Origin of the sequence: Aeromonas allosaccharophila, from assembly GCF_000819685.1 — a bacterium.
GTDB lineage: Bacteria > Pseudomonadota > Gammaproteobacteria > Enterobacterales > Aeromonadaceae > Aeromonas > Aeromonas allosaccharophila.
Genome location: NZ_CDBR01000017.1, coordinates 24715 through 46496, shown reverse-complemented (window position 1 = coordinate 46496; position 21782 = coordinate 24715). Strand labels below are relative to the sequence as shown.

At 58.5% G+C, this 21782-nt stretch carries 20 protein-coding genes; 8 read left to right on the top strand and 12 right to left on the bottom strand.

Translation table 11 applies throughout. The features are described 5' to 3' along the window. Positions 1 to 108 precede the first annotated feature (108 nt). The 4 genes from BN1115_RS03280 to serA all read left to right on the top strand — a co-directional run bounded on the left by BN1115_RS03280 (position 109) and on the right by serA (position 4630). A complete protein-coding gene (locus BN1115_RS03280) occupies positions 109 to 1443 on the top strand; it encodes a Na+/H+ antiporter NhaC family protein (RefSeq protein WP_042057743.1) in 1335 nt (444 codons plus the stop codon). A 217-nt stretch (positions 1444 to 1660) separates the two neighbouring features. Then, positions 1661 to 2257 (top strand): 5-formyltetrahydrofolate cyclo-ligase, encoded by a 597-nt coding sequence (locus BN1115_RS03275; protein ID WP_042656050.1) that lies wholly within the window; start codon positions 1661 to 1663, stop codon positions 2255 to 2257. 161 nt (positions 2258 to 2418) lie between these two features. Beyond that, positions 2419 to 3072 carry a ribose-5-phosphate isomerase RpiA gene (gene rpiA, locus BN1115_RS03270; RefSeq protein ID WP_042656049.1) on the top strand — a complete coding sequence of 218 codons (654 nt, stop codon included), beginning with the start codon at positions 2419 to 2421 and terminating at the stop codon, positions 3070 to 3072. A 325-nt stretch (positions 3073 to 3397) separates the two neighbouring features. Continuing rightward, positions 3398 to 4630 (top strand): phosphoglycerate dehydrogenase, encoded by a 1233-nt coding sequence (gene serA / locus BN1115_RS03265; protein ID WP_042057749.1) that lies wholly within the window; start codon positions 3398 to 3400, stop codon positions 4628 to 4630. Between the two features lie 205 nt (positions 4631 to 4835). Here serA and BN1115_RS03260 read toward each other — a convergent pair whose 3' ends face one another. Further along, entirely contained in the window at positions 4836 to 5216 is a 381-nt protein-coding gene (locus BN1115_RS03260; RefSeq protein ID WP_005337641.1) for a diacylglycerol kinase, read from the bottom strand. 144 nt (positions 5217 to 5360) lie between these two features. Here BN1115_RS03260 and BN1115_RS03255 point away from each other — a divergent pair, with 144 nt between their 5' ends. Further along, entirely contained in the window at positions 5361 to 6428 is a 1068-nt protein-coding gene (locus BN1115_RS03255) for a 3-deoxy-7-phosphoheptulonate synthase (protein WP_042656048.1), read from the top strand. 157 nt (positions 6429 to 6585) lie between these two features. On the opposite strand, the gene BN1115_RS03250 is transcribed toward BN1115_RS03255, so the two are convergent. The 3 genes from BN1115_RS03250 to BN1115_RS03240 all read right to left on the bottom strand — a co-directional run bounded on the left by BN1115_RS03250 (position 6586) and on the right by BN1115_RS03240 (position 9275). Continuing rightward, the gene (locus tag BN1115_RS03250) at positions 6586 to 7371 is read right to left on the bottom strand and encodes an ATP-binding cassette domain-containing protein (RefSeq protein WP_042656047.1); all 786 of its coding nucleotides are present in this window, start codon (positions 7369 to 7371) and stop codon (positions 6586 to 6588) included. Positions 7372 to 7436: 65 nt separating this feature from the next. Beyond that, positions 7437 to 8444, bottom strand: coding sequence for a vitamin B12 ABC transporter permease BtuC (btuC, locus tag BN1115_RS03245; RefSeq protein WP_042656046.1), 1008 nt, complete (start codon positions 8442 to 8444; stop codon positions 7437 to 7439). Positions 8445 to 8543: 99 nt separating this feature from the next. Then, on the bottom strand, positions 8544 to 9275 hold the full coding sequence (locus BN1115_RS03240; RefSeq protein WP_042656045.1) for a substrate-binding periplasmic protein: 732 nt from the start codon (positions 9273 to 9275) through the stop codon (positions 8544 to 8546). Between the two features lie 113 nt (positions 9276 to 9388). Between BN1115_RS03240 and BN1115_RS03235 the strand changes: the two genes are divergently transcribed. Further along, positions 9389 to 9745, top strand: coding sequence for a DMT family protein (locus BN1115_RS03235; RefSeq protein ID WP_005314602.1), 357 nt, complete (start codon positions 9389 to 9391; stop codon positions 9743 to 9745). Between the two features lie 58 nt (positions 9746 to 9803). Continuing rightward, positions 9804 to 10943, top strand: coding sequence for a type IVa pilus ATPase TapW (tapW, locus tag BN1115_RS03230; protein ID WP_042057762.1), 1140 nt, complete (start codon positions 9804 to 9806; stop codon positions 10941 to 10943). Between the two features lie 96 nt (positions 10944 to 11039). Here tapW and BN1115_RS03225 read toward each other — a convergent pair whose 3' ends face one another. Then, complete coding sequence (locus tag BN1115_RS03225; protein ID WP_042656044.1) at positions 11040 to 11489, bottom strand: methyltransferase family protein; 450 nt, start codon at positions 11487 to 11489, stop codon at positions 11040 to 11042. A gap of 173 nt (positions 11490 to 11662) precedes the next feature. Between BN1115_RS03225 and alr the strand changes: the two genes are divergently transcribed. Continuing rightward, positions 11663 to 12889 carry an alanine racemase gene (gene alr, locus BN1115_RS03220; RefSeq protein WP_042656043.1) on the top strand — a complete coding sequence of 409 codons (1227 nt, stop codon included), beginning with the start codon at positions 11663 to 11665 and terminating at the stop codon, positions 12887 to 12889. A gap of 326 nt (positions 12890 to 13215) precedes the next feature. Here alr and BN1115_RS03215 read toward each other — a convergent pair whose 3' ends face one another. The 7 genes from BN1115_RS03215 to BN1115_RS03185 all read right to left on the bottom strand — a co-directional run bounded on the left by BN1115_RS03215 (position 13216) and on the right by BN1115_RS03185 (position 20973). Further along, positions 13216 to 14160: a TerC family protein gene (locus tag BN1115_RS03215; protein ID WP_005353134.1), complete on the bottom strand. Its 945-nt coding sequence runs from the start codon at positions 14158 to 14160 to the stop codon at positions 13216 to 13218. A gap of 302 nt (positions 14161 to 14462) precedes the next feature. Next, on the bottom strand, positions 14463 to 15458 hold the full coding sequence (gene oppF / locus BN1115_RS03210) for a murein tripeptide/oligopeptide ABC transporter ATP binding protein OppF (protein ID WP_042057772.1): 996 nt from the start codon (positions 15456 to 15458) through the stop codon (positions 14463 to 14465). Continuing rightward, complete coding sequence (gene oppD, locus BN1115_RS03205; protein ID WP_033137998.1) at positions 15459 to 16439, bottom strand: ABC transporter ATP-binding protein; 981 nt, start codon at positions 16437 to 16439, stop codon at positions 15459 to 15461. Positions 16440 to 16493: 54 nt separating this feature from the next. After that, positions 16494 to 17405, bottom strand: a complete 912-nt coding sequence (oppC, locus tag BN1115_RS03200) for an oligopeptide ABC transporter permease OppC (protein WP_005337670.1) — start codon at positions 17403 to 17405, stop codon at positions 16494 to 16496. A gap of 14 nt (positions 17406 to 17419) precedes the next feature. After that, positions 17420 to 18340: an oligopeptide ABC transporter permease OppB gene (gene oppB, locus BN1115_RS03195; protein WP_042057779.1), complete on the bottom strand. Its 921-nt coding sequence runs from the start codon at positions 18338 to 18340 to the stop codon at positions 17420 to 17422. Between the two features lie 98 nt (positions 18341 to 18438). Then, the gene (locus tag BN1115_RS03190; protein WP_042656042.1) at positions 18439 to 20058 is read right to left on the bottom strand and encodes an ABC transporter substrate-binding protein; all 1620 of its coding nucleotides are present in this window, start codon (positions 20056 to 20058) and stop codon (positions 18439 to 18441) included. Between the two features lie 279 nt (positions 20059 to 20337). Further along, positions 20338 to 20973 carry a YchE family NAAT transporter gene (locus BN1115_RS03185; RefSeq protein ID WP_005337678.1) on the bottom strand — a complete coding sequence of 212 codons (636 nt, stop codon included), beginning with the start codon at positions 20971 to 20973 and terminating at the stop codon, positions 20338 to 20340. Positions 20974 to 21782: the final 809 nt, after the last annotated feature.

Sequence of the window (21782 nt, the reverse complement as noted above, 5' to 3'; positions counted from 1 at the left end):
CCAATGCGGCAGGATGCCCGCCCTGTTTTCCCCCTATCCCTATCCCTATCCGATACAGGCACAAAGCAGTTCATGACAGGAGGTCATTGTTCAATTTCAGAGGAACACATGATCCAGACTCAACCCAGTGCCAGGGCCTTGCTGCCACTTCTGGTTTTTCTCGCACTCTTTATCGGTACCGGTACCTGGCTGACCCTGCAGGGGGTCGAATTCGCCTTCTATCAGCTGCCTGCCCCCGTCGCGGCCCTGCCTGCCGTGATGCTCGCCCTGCTGCTTGGCAAAGAGGGCTTCAACAGCAATCTGGAGACCTTTTTCAAGGGGGTCGGCCACAGCAACATCATGGCGATGTGCCTTATCTATCTGCTGGCGGGCGCCTTTGCCAGCGTGGCCAAGGCCACCGGCGGCGTAGATGCCACTGTGGCGCTGGGTCTGTCGCTCATCCCCGGCTGGGCGCTGTTGCCCGGACTGTTCCTGATCTCTGCCTTTATTGCTACCGCCATGGGTACCTCCATGGGCACCATAGGCGCCGTAGCGCCCGTGGCCCTTGGCGTGGCGCAGGCGGCCGGCATCGATCCGGTGCTGATGGCGGGCACCATTCTCTCCGGCGCCATGTTTGGCGATAACCTCTCCATCATCTCAGACACCACCATTGCGGCCACCCGCAGCCAGGGCTGCGAGATGAAGGACAAGTTCCGCGAGAACTTCAAGATTGCCGCCCCCGCCGCCATCACGGTGATCCTGCTCTATCTGACCCTGGGGTCTGTGGGTGAAGCCCCTGCCAACGACACTGCCATCGAGCTGTTCAAGGTGATGCCTTACCTGCTCATTCTGGGGTTGGCGCTCGCCGGGGTGAATGTGTTCGTGGTGCTGGGGATCGGCATTCTGGCCGCCGGTGCGGTGGGCATGGTCAACGGCTACGCCATCGGTCAGTTCAGCAAGGATATCTATCAGGGCTTTACCGGCATGCAGGAGATCTTCCTGCTCTCCATGCTGATCGGCGGCCTCGGCGCCCTGATGGAGCGTCAGGGTGGTCTGGCCTGGATCAGCGAGCGCATCAGCGCCCTGATTGCCCGTTTCACTCGCGAGCACAACGGCGAACAGAACGAGAAAGCGGCGGAGCTCGGCATTGCCGGGGTGGTGAGCCTCACCAACCTCTGCACCGCCAACAACACGGTGGCCATTATTGTCGCCAGCAAGGTGGCCCGGGATCTGGCCGAACACCACGGTGTCACCCCGCGCCGCGCCGCCTCCATGCTCGATATCTTCTCCTGCGTGGTACAGGGTCTGATCCCCTGGGGCGCACAGGCGCTGCTGTTGGGCTCCATCTTCGCCCTGTCGCCGTTGGCCGTGGTGAGCATGAGTTTCTACCCGATGGCACTCGCGGTAGCGGCACTGATTGCCGTGTTCGTGAAGCACCAGATGCGCGGCAAGGCTGACAAGTAACAGACCAGACACTGGCGTGCTGAGATGCCATCAACAGGGGCCGCACCCTAGTCACTGTTGATGCAATATCGGATACGCCAGCATTTATCCCCCCCGCCCCGGGCATCAGCTGTCCGGGGCGGGAGTTCTCCTGTCACCCCCCCTTAACGTCCAGAGTGAATGTGCTAAGGTAGAGCGCGTTCACGCCATCGATGCGCAGCTATACCAGAGGTTCCCCATGCATGAGTCCCAACCCGAACGTCAATCCCTGCGCCAGCTGGTTCGTCAACGCCGCAAAAATCTGAGTCCGGCCGAGCAGCAAGAAGCGGCCCAACAGCTGCTGGCCCAGTTCAAGCAGCACCCCGAGATCCTCGCCGCCAAACGCATTGCCCTCTATCTGGCCAATGACGGAGAGATCAACCCCCTGCCCACCATCCACTGGCTGTGGGCCCAGCACAAAGAGGTCTACCTGCCGGTGCTCCACCCCTTTACCCCGGGTCACCTGCTCTTTTTGCGCTATACAGCCACCAGCCCCATGGTGCGCAACCGCTACGGCATCGAAGAGCCGGAGCTCGATATCCTGCAGGTGGTGCCCCACAGCACCCTTGACCTGATTTGCACCCCGCTGGTGGCTTTCGATGCCCAGGGCAATCGCCTTGGCATGGGGGGCGGCTACTACGATCGCACTCTCGCCATCTGGCATGAACACAAGCTGGGCCCCAAACCCCTTGGCATTGCCCACGACTGCCAGCAGGTGGATGCTGTCCCGCAAGAGGAGTGGGATGTACCACTGCCCCAGATCATCACCCCGAGCTACTGCTGGCGCTTTGAATAGGCGGTTATTGGCCAGCTGACCCGGCTTTGTGCGCGCAAACGCAGAATAAACAGGCAAACGATTTACCAATCACCGCTTTTTACCCCGGAACGTGAGCAACAAGGTCGCGACGGGGTACAGGGTTGGATATAATGCGCCCGCTTTTTTCTTAAGGAACGATCATGACTCAAGATGAAATGAAGAAGGCGGCCGGTTGGGCTGCGCTCAAGTATGTGGTTCCCGGCACCATCGTCGGGGTGGGCACCGGCTCTACCGTCAACCACTTTATCGACGCGCTGGCGACCATGAAGGACGAGATCAAAGGGGCGGTATCCAGCTCCGTGGCCTCCACCGAGCGCCTCAAGGGCTTCGGCATCACCGTATATGATCTCAACGAGATCGACGCCCTCTCCGTCTATGTGGATGGCGCTGACGAGATCAACGGCACCCGCGACATGATCAAGGGCGGTGGCGCTGCCCTGACCCGCGAGAAGATCGTTGCCGCCGTGGCTGACAAGTTCATCTGCATCATCGACAACACCAAGACCGTCGAGGTGCTGGGCCAGTTCCCGCTGCCGGTGGAAGTGATCCCGATGGCCCGCGAATACGTGGCCCGCGAAATCCGCAAACTGGGTGGCAACCCGGTGTGGCGTGAAGGGGTGGTCACCGACAACGGCAACCACATTCTGGATGTGAAAGGCATGGCCATTACCGATGCCAAGGCGCTGGAAGTGCAGCTCAACGCCATCGTCGGCACCGTCACCAATGGCCTGTTCGCGGCTCGTGGTGCTGACGTTGTGCTGATCGGTACTCCGGACGGCGTGATTACCCAGTAATCCCAACGCGAGCAACACGGTGCAATGGCATATCCCCTCACCCACCATCGCCACGCAGCCTGCCTTGACGCAGCAGCGGCGTTGATTGGCCCCCGGGATGGGATGCGAAACCCAACATTGCACTATGAATAAATGACGGCGCCTGATGGCGCCGTTTTTATTTATCCCTCAACAAGTTGCATACGGATGTTTACAACATTCGTTGATAACTTCAAAGAATTTGACTTTCGTCACAAATATTCCCTCTCCCAAACGTTTTTGCTACTTTACGGTTTTCTTCGCACACCAAATCTGCACTTACGTTTGCACATACAGAGGGATCGTCATGACTGCCAAGTTTTCGTTGGACAAGGATAAAATCAAGGTTCTGCTGCTGGAGGGAGTCCATCCCAACACCGTAGAGACCTTTCGTGCCGCAGGTTACACCAGTGTGGAGTATCTCAAGACCTCGCTCTCCGAAGAGGAGCTGATCGAGCAGATCCGCGACGTCCATTTCATCGGGCTGCGCTCCCGCACCCAGATCACCGAAAAGGTACTCGACGCCGCCAACAAGCTGGTCGCCATCGGCTGCTTCTGCATCGGCACCAACCAGGTCGAGCTGGAAGCGGCCCAGATCCGCGGCATTCCGGTCTTCAACGCCCCCTTCTCCAACACCCGTTCGGTCGCCGAACTGGTACTGGGTGAGATCCTGCTGCTGCTGCGCGGCATCCCCGAGAAGAACGCCAAGTGCCATCGCGGCGTGTGGGAAAAACTCGCCAACCGCTCGGTGGAAGCGCGCGGCAAGAAGCTTGGCATCATCGGCTACGGCCACATCGGTACCCAACTTGGCATCATCGCCGAGAGCATCGGCATGAAGGTTTATTACTACGATATCGAGAACAAGCTCTCGCTGGGTAACGCCATTCAGGTGCCAAGCATGGTCGAGCTGCTCAATATGTCTGACGTCATCAGCCTGCACGTACCGGAGACCGCCTCCACCAAAAACATGATCGGTGCCGAGCAGCTGCGGATGATGAAACCGGGCGCCATCTTCATCAACGCCGCCCGCGGTACCGTGGTGGATATCGATGCGCTGGCTGACGTCATCAAGAGCGGCCATATCGCCGGCGCCGCCATCGACGTCTTCCCGGTCGAGCCCAAGTCCAATGACGAGGAGTTCCAAAGCCCGCTACGTGGGCTGGAGAACGTGATCCTGACCCCGCACATCGGTGGTACCACCCATGAAGCGCAGGAGAACATCGGGCTGGAAGTGGCCAACAAGCTGGTCAAATACTCCGACAACGGCTCCACTCTCTCCGCTGTCAACTTCCCGGAAGTGTCGCTGCCGGGCCACAAGGGCTCCAGCCGCCTGCTGCACATTCACCGCAACCAGCCGGGGGTGATGAACAAGATCAACCAGATCTTCGCCGAAGAGGGGATCAACATCGCCGGTCAATACCTGCAGACCAGCAGCCATATCGGTTACGTGGTGATCGACGTGGAGACCGAGCACAGCGAGAAGGCGCTCGCCAAGCTCAAGGAGATCAGCGGCACCATCCGCGCCCGCATCCTCCACTGATAGACCCGTTTATCCAAGCAGCAAAAAGCCCGTCGTGATGACGGGCTTTTTTATGATGCGACGCTCAACGCACATCCGCATCTTGGCTCTTTTGCCCCCTTCTCCCCTCGCGGGAGAAGGGTTGGGGATGAGGGGCGAGAAGATACAAGTCTCACCCTGCCCTCTCCGAGAGAGAGGGTGCCAACTCACCCGCAAGATATGTGATCTACCACCAACCCAGCAGATTACGGCCTACCAGCGCGCCCCAAACCAGCGCATTGAGGGCCAGCGCGATAAAGACGGCGGCGGAGCCCAGATCCTTGGCACGACCGGAGAGCTCGTGATGCTCGGAGCCCACCCTGTCAACCACCGCTTCGATGGCGGAGTTGAGGATCTCGACGATCACCACCAGCCAGCTGATGACGATAAGCAGCAGGATCTGGTTGAGAGAATCCCCCAGCCAGAAGGCCAGTGGCATCAGCAACAGGATCAGCATCAGCTCCTGCCGAAACGCCGCCTCGTTAATCCAGGCTGACTTGAGCCCCTTCATGCTGTAACCGGTTGCGTTGATGATGCGGGTGACCCCGGTTGCCCCTGGCTTTGCCACGCTATCTACCTCATTTGGAATCGATTTTGGCCTCACATCCTATCAGAGCCCCCCAAGGTTTCAATCAGGGGACTTTTGCTTTATTTTATCTCTTTGCTTTTTCGCCCCTTGCGGCTGACACCACCCACTCGAGACTTGAGTTGTATGTCCATTCACACAGATGAATTGCGCACCCGTCGCCTGGAGTCACTGATCACTCCGAGCGAGCTCGCACACGCGTTTCCGATCACCGATACCATTGCCCAGAATCTGCTGGATGCCCGTCGCGAAGTGGAAGCCATTCTGGCCGGAGAGGATCAGCGCCTGCTGGTCATCGTCGGCCCCTGCTCCATCCATGATCCCGCTGCTGCTCGCGAGTATGCCCTGCGTCTCAATGCCCTGCGCGAGCAGTATAAAGAGAGCCTCTGCATCGTGATGCGCACCTACTTCGAGAAGCCGCGCACCATCGTCGGCTGGAAGGGGCTCATCAATGATCCGCGCCTCGATGGCAGCTTCGACGTCAACGAAGGGCTGAAACTGGCTCGCAAACTGCTGGTCGACATCAACGAGATCGGCATGCCCACCGCCACCGAGTTTCTCGATATGGTGACCGGCCAGTATATTGCCGACCTCATCACCTGGGGCGCCATCGGCGCACGCACCACCGAATCCCAGGTACACCGCGAGATGGCTTCGGCTCTCTCTTGCCCGGTCGGCTTCAAGAACGGCACCGACGGTAACACCCGCATCGCCATTGATGCGGTGCGCGCCGCCCGTCACAGCCACATCTTCTATTCACCGGACAAGGACGGCAAGATGACCATCTACCGTACCGCCGGCAACCCCTTTGGTCATGTGATCCTGCGTGGCGGCCACCGCCCCAACTACGACACCGCCAGTGTCGATGAAGCGTGTGAAGCGCTGGCCGATGTGGGCCTGCCGGAGCGTCTGGTGGTCGATTTCAGCCACGGCAACAGCATGAAGGATCACCGCCGTCAGCTGCTGGTGGCGCAAGACATCTGCGATCAGCTGCGCCGCGGCCGCACCGGTATCGCCGGTATCATGGCCGAGAGCTTCCTGGTGGAAGGGCGTCAGGATGTGGAGAACGGCTGCGCCGCCACCTTTGGCCAGAGCATCACCGATGCCTGCCTGTCATGGAGCGATACCGAAACTCTGCTGACGATGCTGGCCGAAGCCGCGCAGGTTCGGTTGAACAAAGCAAACCTGCGGTAACGGCTGAGGCATCCCCCCTCGGCCTGAGCAAACAAGTTTGAACTGCGAATAAAACCAAAGGGGCCGGTATTGTTGATACCGGCCCCTTTTTCTTGCTGTCGGCCGATTACGCTTCGCTCATCGACCCTACATGCACACTCTTTCCTCTACACCCCGCTTACAAACTGGGCATAAACCACACGCGCCCTGCCGCTTCGATGCGGTCGGTACGGATCTGGAATACCAGCTCCAGCAGTGCCTGATCCACCAGCTCGACGCCCCCTTCACGCACAACCCGGCCCTGTTGCAGGCAGAGAATGCGGTCGGCCCAGTCGATGGCCAGATTGATATCGTGGATGGCGAGCACCACCAGCAAGCCCTGCCCGGCCAGGTTTTTCAGCAAGCGCAGCAGCGCCAGCTGGTGATGAAGGTCGAGCCCAGCCAGCGGCTCATCCAGCAACAGCACCTTGCCGGTTGGATTGAGGCTCGGCCACACCTGCAGCAGGGTGCGGGCAATCAGCACTCGCTGCTGCTCACCGCCCGACAAGCGGCTGAAGTCACGTGCCAGCAAAACCTCCAGCTCCAGGGCCTCGCACAGTGCGTTTATCGCTTCATTCTGTCTGGCGGGCACAACCGCCTCATTGAGCCCCAGGCTCAACACCTGAAACACCGGAATATGAAACAGCTGGGACTGGCGCTGGGGCAACATAGCGCGCCGTTTGGCAAGCTCGGGCCAACTCAGGTCAGTGAGCACTTCCCCACCCAGCAGGACGGTGCCTTCAGCGGGCAAGATCCCCGCCAATGCGCCGAGCAGGGTCGACTTGCCACTGCCATTGGGGCCGAGCAGTGCCACCAGCTGGCTGCCATGCCAGCGCAGATCGAGGGGGGAGAGCCGACCGGCAATGGCGAGTGCATGCGCCTCCAGCAGCGGAGCAGCAACAGAGATGGGATCAGCGGGCGACATCGGCATCTTGCCTCAACAACGGGTAAATAAGGAGAGTGCGCGCCCCGACCAAATCATGCAGATATTCATGCAGCACCATCGGCAGTTTGCCTCAATAGCAGGTAGATAAAGAGCGGTGCCCCCACCGAGGCGGTAATCACCCCGATGGGCAACTCACCGGCACTGAGTGCCGAGCGGGCTAACAGATCGGCGGCCAACAGCAGGGCTCCGCCACCGAGCGCCGAGGCGGGCAGCAGGAAGCGCTGATCGCTGCCACCACAGAGCCGCAGCAGATGGGGTACCACCAGCCCGACAAAACCGATGACGCCACACAGCGACACTGCCACACCAGTGAGCAGACAGACCGCCAGCACCAGCCGCACCCGCATCCTGTCCACATCCATCCCCATCAGGCGGGCCTGGGTCTCCCCCAGCAGCAACTGTTGCAGTGCCTTGCCCTGCCAGCAGAGCCAGCCCAGGGTGAGCGGCAGCACCAGCCACCACCAGCCGAACTGCTGGCTGCCGTAAGAGAGGCTGCCCATCATCCAGAACATGAATTCACGCAAGGAGCCGTCGTCGGCAAAGTACATCAGCCAGGTCATGGCGGCATTGGTGAGAATGCCGATGGCCACGCCAAACAGCAGCAAGCGCGCATGGCCGAGACGTGCGCGGCGAGCCAGCCGAATGAGCAGCATGGTCACCAGCAGGGCGCCAGCGAAGGCCGCCAACGACAGCCCCCAGCCGGGCAGATAGAGGCCGAGGGATTTGGCCACCGCCATCGCCACCATGGCGGCCAGTCCTGCTCCGCTCGAAACGCCAAGTAGCCCGGGCTCTGCCACCGGATTGTGCAGCATCACCTGCAGCACGGCGCCGCCACAGGCGAGCGCCGCGCCTGCCAAGAGGGCCAACAAGGCGCGGGGTAGCCGCAGCTCCAGCAGGATGCGCTGTTCGAGATCGCCAAGGGGCTGCCAGGGCAGCAGCACAAACTCGCCCCAGACGAGGGAGAAGAGAAACAGCAACAGGGTCAGCAGCGTCAGGCCACAGAGCCAGCGCCGCTGCCAACGCTGCTGGCGGGCGATAAGGGAGAGGTACAAGGATGATCCCCGACAATAACTAGGCTTTATCCCAGGCCCTGTCGCAGAGCCGGGGAGAAGCAGGAAAAGGGCATGATAACAGCGGCTTGCCACCCAAGGTCAAGGCTGGTAACGCTTGGCCATCACGCTTATCTCGCCACTGGCCACCAGATTTTGCAGCGCCACCAACAAGGGCTGGCGCAGTGACTGGTGAGGTGAGTGCTTGCTCATCCCCAGATAGAGGGTCACCGGACTGGCGGGGCGGTAGTCCGCCTTACTCACCCGGTTGGCATTTCCCTGACTCAGGGCATAGTCCACCTGGCAGTCGGTGCCAATCATCAGCGGCAGGTGACCGCGCTGCACCATGCGCAACAACTGCTCCTCGGTGGGCACCCCGTGCTTGTCGAGGCGACTGTCAGAGTTGAAGGGCTCAAAGTAGGCGGAGTTGAGCACATAGCCCACCTTCACCCCCTGCAAATCGCGGTATTGGTGGATCCGGGCCACATTGACCGGCTGACCATAAAACGCGGGCCAGCACTGGTAGTAGGCAGGCTGCAGATAGTCGATGAACTGCGCTCGCTCGGCGGTATAGGCGAGGCCAATCATCAGATCGACCCGACCGGTCTGCATCTGCTTGAGCGCCCGTCCCCAGGGCATCCGTTTCACCTTAAAGCGAATGCCACTGCGGCTCTCCAGCTGTTGCAGAATATCCATGTCCAGCCCGTAAAACCGGCCATCCGGTTGCAGGATACGAAACGGCGGCCAGAGATCGGTGGCCACCGTCAGCGTCGGGGTCGCTCGCACCGGCATGGCAAATAACAGTAATAACGCTATCCAACTTAACTTGCCCATCCCGTCGCATACCTCGCACGGCCCGATCCTGTTGGTTAAAAATACCCTTCCGCACCACGTATGAAAACCCGTGGTTCAGGGATAAAATGCGCCGGATTTTAAAGGAGAACCCTATGAACCCGATTTTCGCCAGTATCGGCCTGCTGCTGTGCAGCAACGTCTTCATGACCTTCGCCTGGTACGCTCACCTCAAGAGCATGAACCACAAACCCTGGATCATTGCCGCGCTGGTGAGCTGGGGCATCGCCCTGTTCGAATACCTGTTGCAGGTGCCCGCCAACCGCATCGGCCACACCGTGATGAGTGTGGGGCAACTGAAAATCCTGCAAGAGGTGATCACCCTCACCGTATTCGTCCCCTTCTCTGTCTTCTATCTCAAGGAAGATCTGAAATGGGACTACCTCTGGGCAGGGCTCTGCATTATGGGTGCGGTCTTTTTTGTCTTTCGCGAGAAACTGACCGGCGCCTGACGCTGTACACTCAATATCATCCCGCTCATGGCATCTCATTGATCGACGAGGCAAAAAAATGGAATTGCGAGACATGTTACAGATCCTGGCCAAGCAGGATGGCTCAGACCTCTATCTGTCGACCGGCGCCCCTCCCTGCGCCAAGTTCAACGGCGGCCTGCGCCCCCTGAATGAAACGCCGCTGGAGCCGGGAGAGGTGGCACGGATCGCCGCCGAGATCATGGATGGCGAGCAGAAACTGCAGTTTGACAAGGAGCTGGAGATGAACCTCGCCATCTCCCTGCCCCAGATCGGCCGCTTTCGGGTCAACATCTTCAAGCAGCGCAACGAAGTCTCCCTGGTGGCGCGCAACATCAAGACCGAAATCCCCCGCTTTGAAGACCTGAAACTCCCGCCTGTATTGCTCGACACCATCATGGAGAAACGGGGACTGGTGCTGTTTGTCGGCGGCACCGGCTCGGGCAAATCGACCTCGCTGGCGGCACTGATCGACCACCGCAACCGCAACAGCGGCGGCCACATCATCACCATCGAGGATCCGGTGGAGTTCGTTCATCGCCACCGCAAGAGCATCATCAATCAGCGGGAAGTGGGGGTCGATACCCGCAGCTTCCACGCTGCGCTGAAAAACACCCTGCGTCAGGCGCCGGACGTGATCCTGATCGGTGAAATTCGCGACCGCGAGACCATGGAGCATGCGCTGGCCTTCTCCGAAACCGGCCACCTTGCCATCTCCACCCTGCACGCCAACAACGCCAACCAGGCGCTGGATCGTATCATCAACTTCTTCCCCGAGGAGCGCCGTCCGCAGTTGCTCAACGATCTGGGCAACAACCTCAAGGCCTTTGTCTCGCAGCGGCTGGTGAAAACCACCGATGGCGGCCGCCGGGCCGCGGTGGAGATCATGCTCGGCACCCACACCATCCGCGACATGATCAAGCGCGGCGAATTTGGCGGCCTGAAAGAGGTGATGGAAAAATCCAAGGCGCTCGGCATGGTCACCTTCGACAGCGCCCTGTTCGATCTGGTGGTGGAAGGGGTGATCGAGGAGGAGGAAGCAGTGAAGAACGCCGACTCGGCCAACAACCTGCGCCTCAAGATCAAGCTGTGGAAGGAGAAGGGACAGATTGCCAGCAGCAGCGATGCCACCGGCTGGAGCCTCGAACCCACCAAGGACGAGAAAGACGATATGTTCTAATCTGCCACCAGCGAGAACCCCGGGCCTGCCCGGGGTTCTCTTTATCCGGCACACCCCATCCGGTTTATCCGCTCACCCCGCACAGGTTACTGCCCTTCAGCACCAGCGGCGAACGCGCTGGCAATACGCCACATACTCGTCGCCGAAGCGGGCGCGCAGCAGCCGCTCCTCCGGCACGATCTGGAAACGGGTCAACCAGCCCACCAACACGATTGGCCCAACCCAGACCCAGATTCCACCGAGATAACAGCCCCAGGCGGCCAGCCAGCAGAGCAGCCCCAGATACATGGGATTGCGGCTGAAGCGATAGACGCCACAGGTCACCAGACGGCTGGTGTGCTGAGGCCTGGTGGGACTGACCGTGGTCTGATGGTGACGAAACCGTTGCAGGGCGCCAAAGCCCATGATGGCCCCTACCACGATCAGCGCAGCCATCAGCACCATTGCCCAGATACCGGGCTGGCTCTCCCCTCTTAGCCACCACATGGTTCCCGCACAGAGCAGGAAGATCAGCGGTGGTGGCAAACGTAACTCAAGATTGACCATTTTATTCCCCTGACAAGTGTCAGCCGACCCCGTGTTGCGGTAGACTCCCAACCAGTCAGCGCCTGTTGAGAGTGACAAAGATCATAATAATAACAACAAGTTGTCGTTAGACCACAGCCAATGTTGACGCTCTCATCCAAACTATCCAACGCGAACAACAAAAAGGAATCACCATGCACAAGAAAACGCTATTGGCCACCCTGATCTTCGGCCTGCTCGCGGGCCAAGCCGTTGCGGCTCCCTATCTGCCCCTTGCGACGGATCATCGCAACGGTCAGGAGCAAACCGCCAGCAACGCCTGGTTGGAAGTGGATCTGGGCGCCTTCGAACACAATATCCAGACCCTCAAGGATCGCCTCGGTGACAAGGGTCCGCAGATCTGCGCCATCATGAAGGCAGACGCCTATGGTCATGGCATCGACCTGCTGGTCCCCTCCGTGGTCAAGGCCAATATCCCCTGCATCGGCATCGCCAGCAACGAAGAGGCGCGCGTCGCCCGCGAGAAGGGCTTTACCGGCCGTCTGATGCGGGTGCGTGCCGCCACACCGGCCGAAGTGGAGCAGGCGCTGCCCTACAAGATGGAAGAGCTGATCGGCAGTCTGGTGAGTGCCCAGGGGATCGCTGACATCGCCCAGCGCCACCACACCAATATTCCGGTACATATAGGTCTCAACTCTGCCGGCATGAGCCGCAACGGCATCGACTTACGTCTGGCCGATGCCAAGCAGGATGCACTGGCCATGCTCAAGCTCAAGGGGATCACCCCGGTCGGCATCATGACCCACTTCCCGGTGGAAGAGAAAGAGGACGTCATGATGGGGCTGGCCCAGTTCAAACTGGACTCCCAGTGGCTGCTGGAAGCGGGCAAGCTGGATCGCAGCAAGATCACCATCCACGCCGCCAACTCCTTCGCCACCCTGGAAGTACCGGATGCCTACTTCGACATGGTTCGCCCGGGTGGCCTGCTCTACGGTGACTCCATCCCCTCCTACACCGAATACAAGCGGGTGATGGCATTCAAGACCCAGGTCGCCTCGGTCAACCACTACCCGGCGGGCAACACCGTCGGCTATGACCGCACCTTCACCCTCAAGCGCGACTCCTGGCTCGCCAACCTGCCGCTGGGCTACTCCGATGGCTACCGCCGTGCGCTCAGCAACAAGGCCTATGTGCTGATCCAGGGTCAGAAGGTGCCTGTGGTCGGCAAGACCTCCATGAACACCATCATGGTGGACGTCACTGATCTCAAAGGGGTGAAACCCGGTGACGAGGTGGTGCTGTTTGGCCGTCAGGGTGAAGCCGAAGTAAAACAGGCTGATCTGGAAGAGTACAACGGTGCCCTGTTGGCGGACATGTACACCATCTGGGGCTACACCAACCCCAAGAAGATCAAACGCTGATACGTGACATGAAAAGGGCCCCCTATGGAGCCCATTTTTGTTATTGCTTCATTGTCTGCCGCGCTCAAGCGGCTTTTTTACGGGTCACAAACAGACTCAACCCCATGGATGCCAGCAGGATCAGCGCAACTACGCCCAGTGCAATGTCACTCAGGGGGATTTTGAACAGACCCCACCGAGATGATTGAGGCCGCTTCACACCGCCTTTTTACGGGTCACAAACAGACTCAGCCCCATGGATGCCAGCAGGATCAGCGCAACTACACCCAGTGCAATGTCACTCAGGGGGATCTTGAACAGACCCCACCGAGATGATTGAGGCCGCTTCACGCCGCCTTTTTGCGGGTCACAAACAGACTCAACCCCATGGATGCCAGCAGGATCAACGCAACTACGCCCAATGCAATGCCGGTCGGGATCTTGAAGATATCCAGCAGCAGCATCTTGACCCCGATAAACATCAGGATCAGCGCCAGACCGTACTTCAGCAGGGCAAAGCGATCAGCCACACCGGCCAGCAGGAAGTACATGGCACGCAGACCCATGATGGCGAAGATGTTGGAGGTCAGCACGATGAAGGGATCCGTAGTCACCGCGAAGATGGCCGGGATACTGTCCACCGCGAAGATGAGGTCGCTCACCTCCACCAGCACCAGAATGAGCAGCAGCGGAGTGGCATAACGCACACCGTCGCGCCAGACGAAGAACTTCTCCCCTTCCAGGGTCTCGGTCACCTTGAAGCGACGGCGCATCCAGCCCAGCAGCGGGTTGTTGGCCAAGTCAGGCTCCTTGTCGGCCGCCCACAGCATCTTGGCACCGGTCAGCAGCAAGAAGGCGCCGAACAGATAGAGGATCCAGTGGAACTGCTCGATGAGCCAGCTGCCCGCGAACACCATACCGGCACGCATCACGATGGCACCCAGTACCCCGTACAGCAGCACCCGGCGCTGCAGCTCGGCCGGAATAGCAAAGTAGCCAAACAGCATCAGCCAGACGAAGACGTTGTCCACCGCCAGCGCTTTCTCGATAAGGTAGCCGGTAAGGAACTCCAGCCCTTTCTGGTTGGCGATTTCACGGCCTGCGCTGTGATCCAGCCAGAGCCAGATCGCGAGGTTGAAGAGCAGGGCCACACTGATCCAGATGAGGGACCAGACACCCGCCTCTTTGAGAGACACCTTGTGTGACTTGCCGCCACCAACAAAGCGTATGTCTATCCATAACAGGACCAGCACTATGCTGAAGAAACCGGTCCACATCCACCATTCACCCATTTTCACTTCTCCCAAAAACGACAAAACCCACGACCGAGAGGCGTGGGTTTGCGTTTGGAGCAGATACACCTTGCCTCTCGGCAAGGTCTCACTTACAGCTGATTTTCATCAACTGCCCGGCTGCCGGGTGCACTGCAGGATATGGGTGCACCGTAATGACGACAAACCGGCGAGAAGTTACTCCCCTTGTGCGGCGGATATTAACAGCGGGAAAAGATAACGCCAAGAGGCATCTTCACTGTCGTCAAAAATAAATCGGGGCTCCATCAAGGAGCCCCGTAAACAAGTTCAAGATATCCCCATCAGAGCGGATCGACCTTGAGGCAGGAGACCGCGTGATCGAAATTCCCCTCCAGCACGGGCCGGGTCTTGGCGCACTCGGGGCCTGCCACCGGGCAGCGAGTACGGAACACGCAACCGGACGGTGGATTCATCGGTGAGGGCAAGTCCCCCTCCAGGATCTGGATCACCTTGTTGCGCTCCAGCTCCGGGTCCGGGATCGGCACCGCTGACATCAGCGCCTTGGTGTAAGGGTGCAACGGATTGGCGAAGATCTCCTTGCGGGTTCCCAGCTCGACGGCGTTGCCCAGATACATCACCAGCACCCGATCGGAGATATGTTTGACCACCGACAGATCGTGAGCGATGAAGATGAGCGACAGCCCCATCTCCTTTTGCAGCGACTTGAGCAGGTTGACCACCTGCGCCTGAATGGAGACATCGAGCGCCGAGACCGGCTCGTCACAGATGATCATCTTGGGCTCGAGGATCAGCGCCCGGGCAATCCCGATCCGCTGGCACTGGCCGCCGGAGAACTCGTGCGGGTAGCGGTTGACCAGGTTGGGCAGCAACCCGACCTTGCTCATCATGGCGCGCACCTTCTCCTTCACCTCTTCCCGTGGCAGCTTCGGGTAGAAGGTGATGAGCGGCTCGGCGATGATGTCGCCGATGGTCATGCGCGGGTTCAACGAGGCCAGCGGGTCCTGGAAGATCATCTGGATCTCTTTGCGCTTCTCGCGCAGGGCATTCTGGTCAAGCTTGGTGAGGTCATCGCCGAGCCACACCACCTTGCCATCGGTGGCCGGTACCAGACCGATGATGGCGCGGGCAAAGGTCGACTTGCCGCAGCCGGACTCGCCTACGACTCCCAGGGTCTCCCCTTCGTAGAGACGCATGGTCACGCCATCGACTGCTTTCAGATCAGACGGCTTGGCCCAGGGCCACGCCTTGCCACTCTTGATACTGAAGTGGACCTTGAGGTCAGACACTTCCAACAGCAATTTTTTGTCGGCACCCATTTAGTTGGCCCCCTTGTTGATGGCATCCGAAACCCAGTGGCAAGCACGCTCCCGACCGTCGTTGAACGGGGTCAGGATCGGTGACTGCTGGCCGCAAATCTCGCTGACCCGGTGGCAACGCTCCTGGAAGGGGCAGCCGGTCGGCAGACGCAGCAGGTTGGGCGGATTGCCCGGGATGGTGGGCAGCACTTCCCCTTCGGTATCGAGACGGGGAATGGCGCGCAGCAAGCCTTCGGTGTAGGGGTGGCTCGGGCGATAGAAGATATCGTCTACCTTGCCGTACTCCATGGTACGACCGGCATACATCACCAGCACCTTGTTGCAGATACCGGCAACCACGCCAAGGTCGTGGGTGATCATGATGATGGCGGTGTTGAACTCGCGCTTGAGCTCGTTCATCAGGGTCATGATCTGGGCCTGTACAGTCACGTCGAGCGCTGTGGTCGGCTCATCGGCGATCAGCAATTGCGGCCGGCAGAGCAGCGCCATGGCGATCATCACCCGCTGACGCATGCCGCCGGAGAACTCGTGGGGATACATCCCCATCCGCTTGCGCGCTTCGGGAATTTTCACCGCATCGAGCATCCGCACCGACTCTTCGAACGCTTCCGCCTTGCTTACCCCTTTGTGCAGCATCAGCACTTCCATCAGCTGATCCTTCACCTTCATGTAGGGGTTCAGCGAGGTCATGGGGTCCTGAAAGATCATGGCGATCTTCTCGGAGCGGATCTTGTTGAGCTTGGACTCCGGCAGGTTGAGGATCTCCTCCCCCTGAAACTTGGCGGAACCGGTAATAATGCCGTTTTTGGCCAGCAGGCCCATGATGGCAAAGGCAGTCTGGGACTTGCCAGAGCCTGACTCACCCACGATCCCCAGGGTCTCGCCCGCGGCGAGGGAGAAGTTGAGGTCGTTGACCGCCACCACATTGCCGTCCGGGGTCTTGAACTCGACCCGCAGATCTTTCACATCCAGTAACTTCATATAAAAACTCCTTATCGATCTTTCGTGATGCTTTCCTGTCGATCCGATGCTCGATTAACGATCTTTCGGATCGAGGGCGTCACGCAGACCATCCCCGAGGAAGTTGAAGCAAAACAGGGTCACCACCATAAAGCAGGCGGGGAACAGCAGTTGCCAGATGGCCACTTCCATCGACTTGGAGCCTTCATCCAGCAGGGCACCCCAGCTGGTCATCGGTTCCTGAACACCAAGGCCCAGGAAACTCAGGAAGGATTCAAACATGATCATGCCCGGCACCAGCAAGGTGGCGTAAACGGCCACGATACCGAGTACGTTCGGTACGATGTGACGGGTGATGATCTTCCACTTGGAGACGCCACAGACGTGGGCCGCCTCGATAAACTCCTTGCTCTTGAGACTCAGGGTCTGGCCGCGCACGATCCGCGCCATGTCGAGCCAGCTCACCGCCCCGATGGCGATAAAGATGAGCGCCAGATTGCGACCAAAGAAGGTGACCAGCATGATGACGAAGAACATGAAGGGGAAGGCGTTGAGGATCTCCAGTACCCGCATCATCAGGCTGTCGACCCGACCACCGATAAAGCCGGAGGCCGCGCCATACAGGGTGCCGATGATGACCGCCACCATGGCGCCCATGATGCCGACCATCAGGGAGATACGGCCGCCCAAGAGGGTACGCACAAACAGATCGCGCCCCAGACTGTCGGTGCCGAAGTAGTGACCCGCTTCCATATCCGGCGGCGACTGCATCGCACCCCAGTCCGGATCGTCAAAGGTGTATTGGGACAGATGGGGGCCAAAGATGACCGCCAGACCGATGATGGTCAGAATGATCAGGCTGGTCAGTGCCGCCTTGTTGCGCAGGAAACGGCGACGGGCATCCTTCCACAGGGAGCGCCCCTCCACCACTTCTACTTTTTGCGCGAACGCCTCGACGGCATCGCGTTTTTCAGTTGAAACAACCATGATGAACTCCCGAATTAGTAACGGATCTTGGGATCGATAAAGGCGTAGAGAATATCGACCACAGCGTTAAAGGTGATGGTGAGGGCGCCGACCAGAATGGTCAGACCGAGCACCATGGAGTAATCACGGTTAAGGGCACCGTTGACGAACAGCTGACCGATCCCCGGCAGGCCGAAGATGGTCTCGATCACCACGGAACCTGTGATGATGCCGACAAAGGCCGGGCCCAGATAGGAGACCACCGGCAGCATGGCCGGACGCAGCGCGTGTTTCAGGATGATATGGCGCAGCGGCAAGCCCTTGGCACGGGCGGTACGGATGAAGTTGGAGTTCATGGTCTCGATCATGCTGCCCCGCATGATCCGCGAGATCGCGGAGATGTAGTACATCATCATGCCAAACACCGGCAGCACCATAAACTGCACACCGCCACCCTGCCAGCCACCGGCAGGGAACCAGCCCAGATGAATACTGAAAAACAGCACCAGCAAGGGCGCCAGCACAAAGCCCGGTATCACCACCCCGGCCATGGCCGACGACATCAGCAGATAGTCGATGATGGTGTTCTGTTTCAGGGCAGCAATGGTGCCGAAGGTGACCCCCAGCAGCACGGCGAAGAAGAAGGCCGCGGTCCCGATCTTGGCAGACACAGGCAACGCCTGACTCACCAGATCATTGACGGTGAAATCCTTGTATTTGAAAGAGGGCCCCAAATCACCCTGCACCAGGTTACCCAGGTAGGTGAGATATTGCATGCCAATGGGTTTGTCGAGCCCGTATTTGGCCTCGATGTTGGCGATGACTTCGGGGGGCAGTGAGCGCTCGCTGGTAAAGGGGTTACCCGGGGCGAAACGCATCATAAAGAAAGAGACGGTGATCAAGACCAGCAGAGTCGGGATCGCTTCCAATAGCCGTTTAAAAATGAATTTCAACATAGACATTACCTGTCCTGAACTGCTTCCAAATGGTCGCGGTTGTAATAAAGGCCCGCCGTCTGGCGGGCCCTGCTTGTTATGCGACTTGTTGCTTTAAATCAGTGAGCAATGATGTACATATCTTTGCTGTAGAGGTTATCCAGCGGGTTGGCCGGGTAGCCGCCTACATAGGGTTTGACCATACGGGCAGTCACGTACTGGTAGATGGGCGCAATCGGCATGTCCTTGGCCAGGATCTCTTCAGCCTGGACGTAGAGCTTGTTGCGGGCAGCCACATCGACCTGATCACGGGACGAATCCATCAGCTTGTCGAACTCCGGATTGGAGTACTTGCCGTCGTTGTTGCCGTGGGTGGTCTGCATCAGATCCAGCATGGACGAGGCTTCGTTGTAGTCGGCGATCCAGCCGGCACGACCTACGTCAAACTGACCCTGTTTCTTGGTTTCCAGGTAAGTTTTCCACTCCTGGTTGACCAGGCTCACCTGCACGCCCAGCTTCTTCCACATGGAGGCAACGGCCACAGCCACTTTCTTGTGGTTGTCGTCGGTGTTGTAGAGCAGCTCGAACTTCAGCGGCTTGCTGGCATCGAAACCGGCCTCTTCCAGCAGCGCCTTGGCCTTGGCATCACGCTCGGCCTGAGTCATCTTCGACCACTCGGGGGCGACCGGCTTGAAGCCATCGACGAAGTCCGGCACCAGGGTGTAACCCGGCGTCTGACCCTGACCCATCACCTTGTCGGCGATCACGTTACGATCGATGGCATAGGAGAGCGCGGTACGGACACGCACATCGTCAAACGGCTTCTTCTTGACGTTGTACTGGTAGTAGTAAGTGCCGACATAGCCAGTCACTTTCAGCTCGTCCGGCTTCTCTTTCTTCATCTGCTTGAAGCGCTCGATGGGCATCTGATAGGTGATGTCCACTTCGCCCGCCAGATAGCGGCTCAGATCGGCGTTGGTAGACTGGATCGGCAGATAGACCACCTTGTTGATAACGGTCTTGCCATCGTTCCAGTAGTGCTTGTTGCGTTCCACTTCAACGCGCTCGTTCACCACCCAGCTCTTCAGGGCATAGGCACCGTTGGATACCATATTTTCCGGCTGGGTCCACTTGTCACCAAACTTCTCGATCACCTTCTTCGGCACCGGGTAGGTGGTGGTGTGGGAGAGCATGCTGACGAAGTAAGGGATCGCTTTCTCAAGCTGCACTTCGAAGGTGTAGTCGTCGGTCGCCTTCACGCCCAGCGTATCGGACGGCTTCTTGCCAGCGATGATCTCGGATGCGTTGGCAATGGTCGGGATCTCCAGATACCAGGAGTAAGGAGAGGCGGTTTTCGGATCGACGGCGCGTTTGAAGGCAAATTCGAAGTCGTGCGCGGTGACCGGGTCACCGTTGGACCACTTGGCATCTTTGCGCAGGTGGAAGACGTAGTGCTTGTTATCCTTGGTTTCCCAGGATTCGGCCACCGCCGGGAGAATTTCCCCTTTCGGGCCGGAAGCAACCAGACCCTCGAACAGGTCGCGCAGGATATTGGATTCGACCGTTCCTTCGGTCTTGTGCGGGTCAAGGGTCGCAGGCTCCGAGCCGTTGCCTTTTACCAGTTGCTGGACTTCAGCCAGCTTGGTTCCCGCCGGGACATCGGCAGCCTGAGCCACATTGACGCCACCAAACAGTGCAGCCATCAGCAGTGTGTTAATCATTGTTTTTTTATGAGTCATTTCCCTACTCCAACAAGAACATTCCATGCGTTTTTTAAAGTGACGGGGTTAAAACCCGCTCCCAGCATAATTCCCTGCCAATTCCGATAATGCAACAGATATTGTCAGGGTAATCGGCATTTTCTGGTCAAAAAACCAGCAGCAGCGTGCTTTCTCAGTATTAAAACACCAGCGCCACGCTCATTTTTTACACAAACGACCGATTCTAGAAAAGCGCGGGCAAAAAGCAACCAATAAAAAGCCGGTCACGAGGACCGGCTTTCATAAAACAGACCTGGCTCACATCAGGCTGGGGAAAACCCCCTTGATGCCGGCCACCATGATCTCGATGCCAAGGGACATCATGATAAGGCCCATGATACGGGTCACCACGTTGATGCCGGTGTTGCCCATGATCTTGAACAGCAGCGGTGCGGCGCGGAAGATGAGCCAGGAGCAGAAGGAGAAAACAACGACAACGACTGACATGCCGAGCAGTTGCTGCCAGTGACTCTGGCTGGCATAGACGATGACCGAAGAGATGGCACCGGGGCCCGCCATCAGCGGCAGCGCCAGCGGCACCACGGCGATAGACTCGCGTACCGCCAGTTCACCCTTCTCCTGCTTGTTGTGTTTCACTTCACCGAGCTTGCCCTGCAGCATCGACCAGGCGATCAGGGTGATGAGCGAACCGCCGGCAATGCGGAACGACGCCAGCGAGATGCCAAACCCATCGAGGATCAGCTGCCCCATATACATGGAGACCAGCAGGATCACCATCACCGCGATATTGGCGGTGGTATTGGTTTTCATCCGCTCGGCCTGGGTATGGTGGCTGGTCAGGCTGACAAACACCGGCAACAGACCCAGCGGGTTGATAATTGCGAACAAACCGACAAAAAACTTCAGATACAGCGAGACGTCAATTGCTGCCATAGGCGCCTTCCAATAGAGTTTCGGGCCCACTGGGCCAGTCCATTAATTTCGTGCGTAAATTTACATCATAGCCAGAGCGGGCACCAATCAAATAATCTCACCATTTTTGGGGGTTTTTAGTTAGTTCATCTAATGCATCCGCGCTAACTGGCATAAACAAATGCCAAAAGCCCCTGCCACCGCCCGACCCGCGTCACAAGAGTGAACGCGAGCCTGTTTAATCAGGCCCTGCAGCGCTGACGGTGACTGACTGGATGGAAAGGCGACCCGAGAGACTCCACCTGCGACGTTCCCCATCTTTCAGGCCCGGCACCACTGACATGAATCGGCCGGAGAGCCGCAATGCCAAAACGGGTAAAGCGGGCAGAAATGGCTCCCTCGGGCAATAAAGCAGATTAGTCATGGATTAAAACAACAATCATTTTCGCAACAAATGCGGAAATAAAGCGCGTTTGTCGGTGGTTTTGAAACCGATTCACTCATATTTGCTAACCAATACCGCCAAAACAGCTCTTCATCCCGATCTCAAAATGCAATTAACCATTTGATAAATGTGGTTTATTACCATGTATTAACAAGTCACTCGCCTTCCCCTTGCCAGCACACTCCTGTAACATCAGTCAAACAAGGATTGTGAAATAAAATTTCTTTTGTTCTTTTGTTACACATGATCCAGATCAAGTTTTTCTGAGTCAGCCCCGCTCTATAATCGACTCAGAAAGCGATTTAGTAAGGCATGTGAAAAAGCTGTTGCAACGATACCGCCTTGACAGGGCGACTATAATTGCCGGGCATTGCCAACGTCTTAC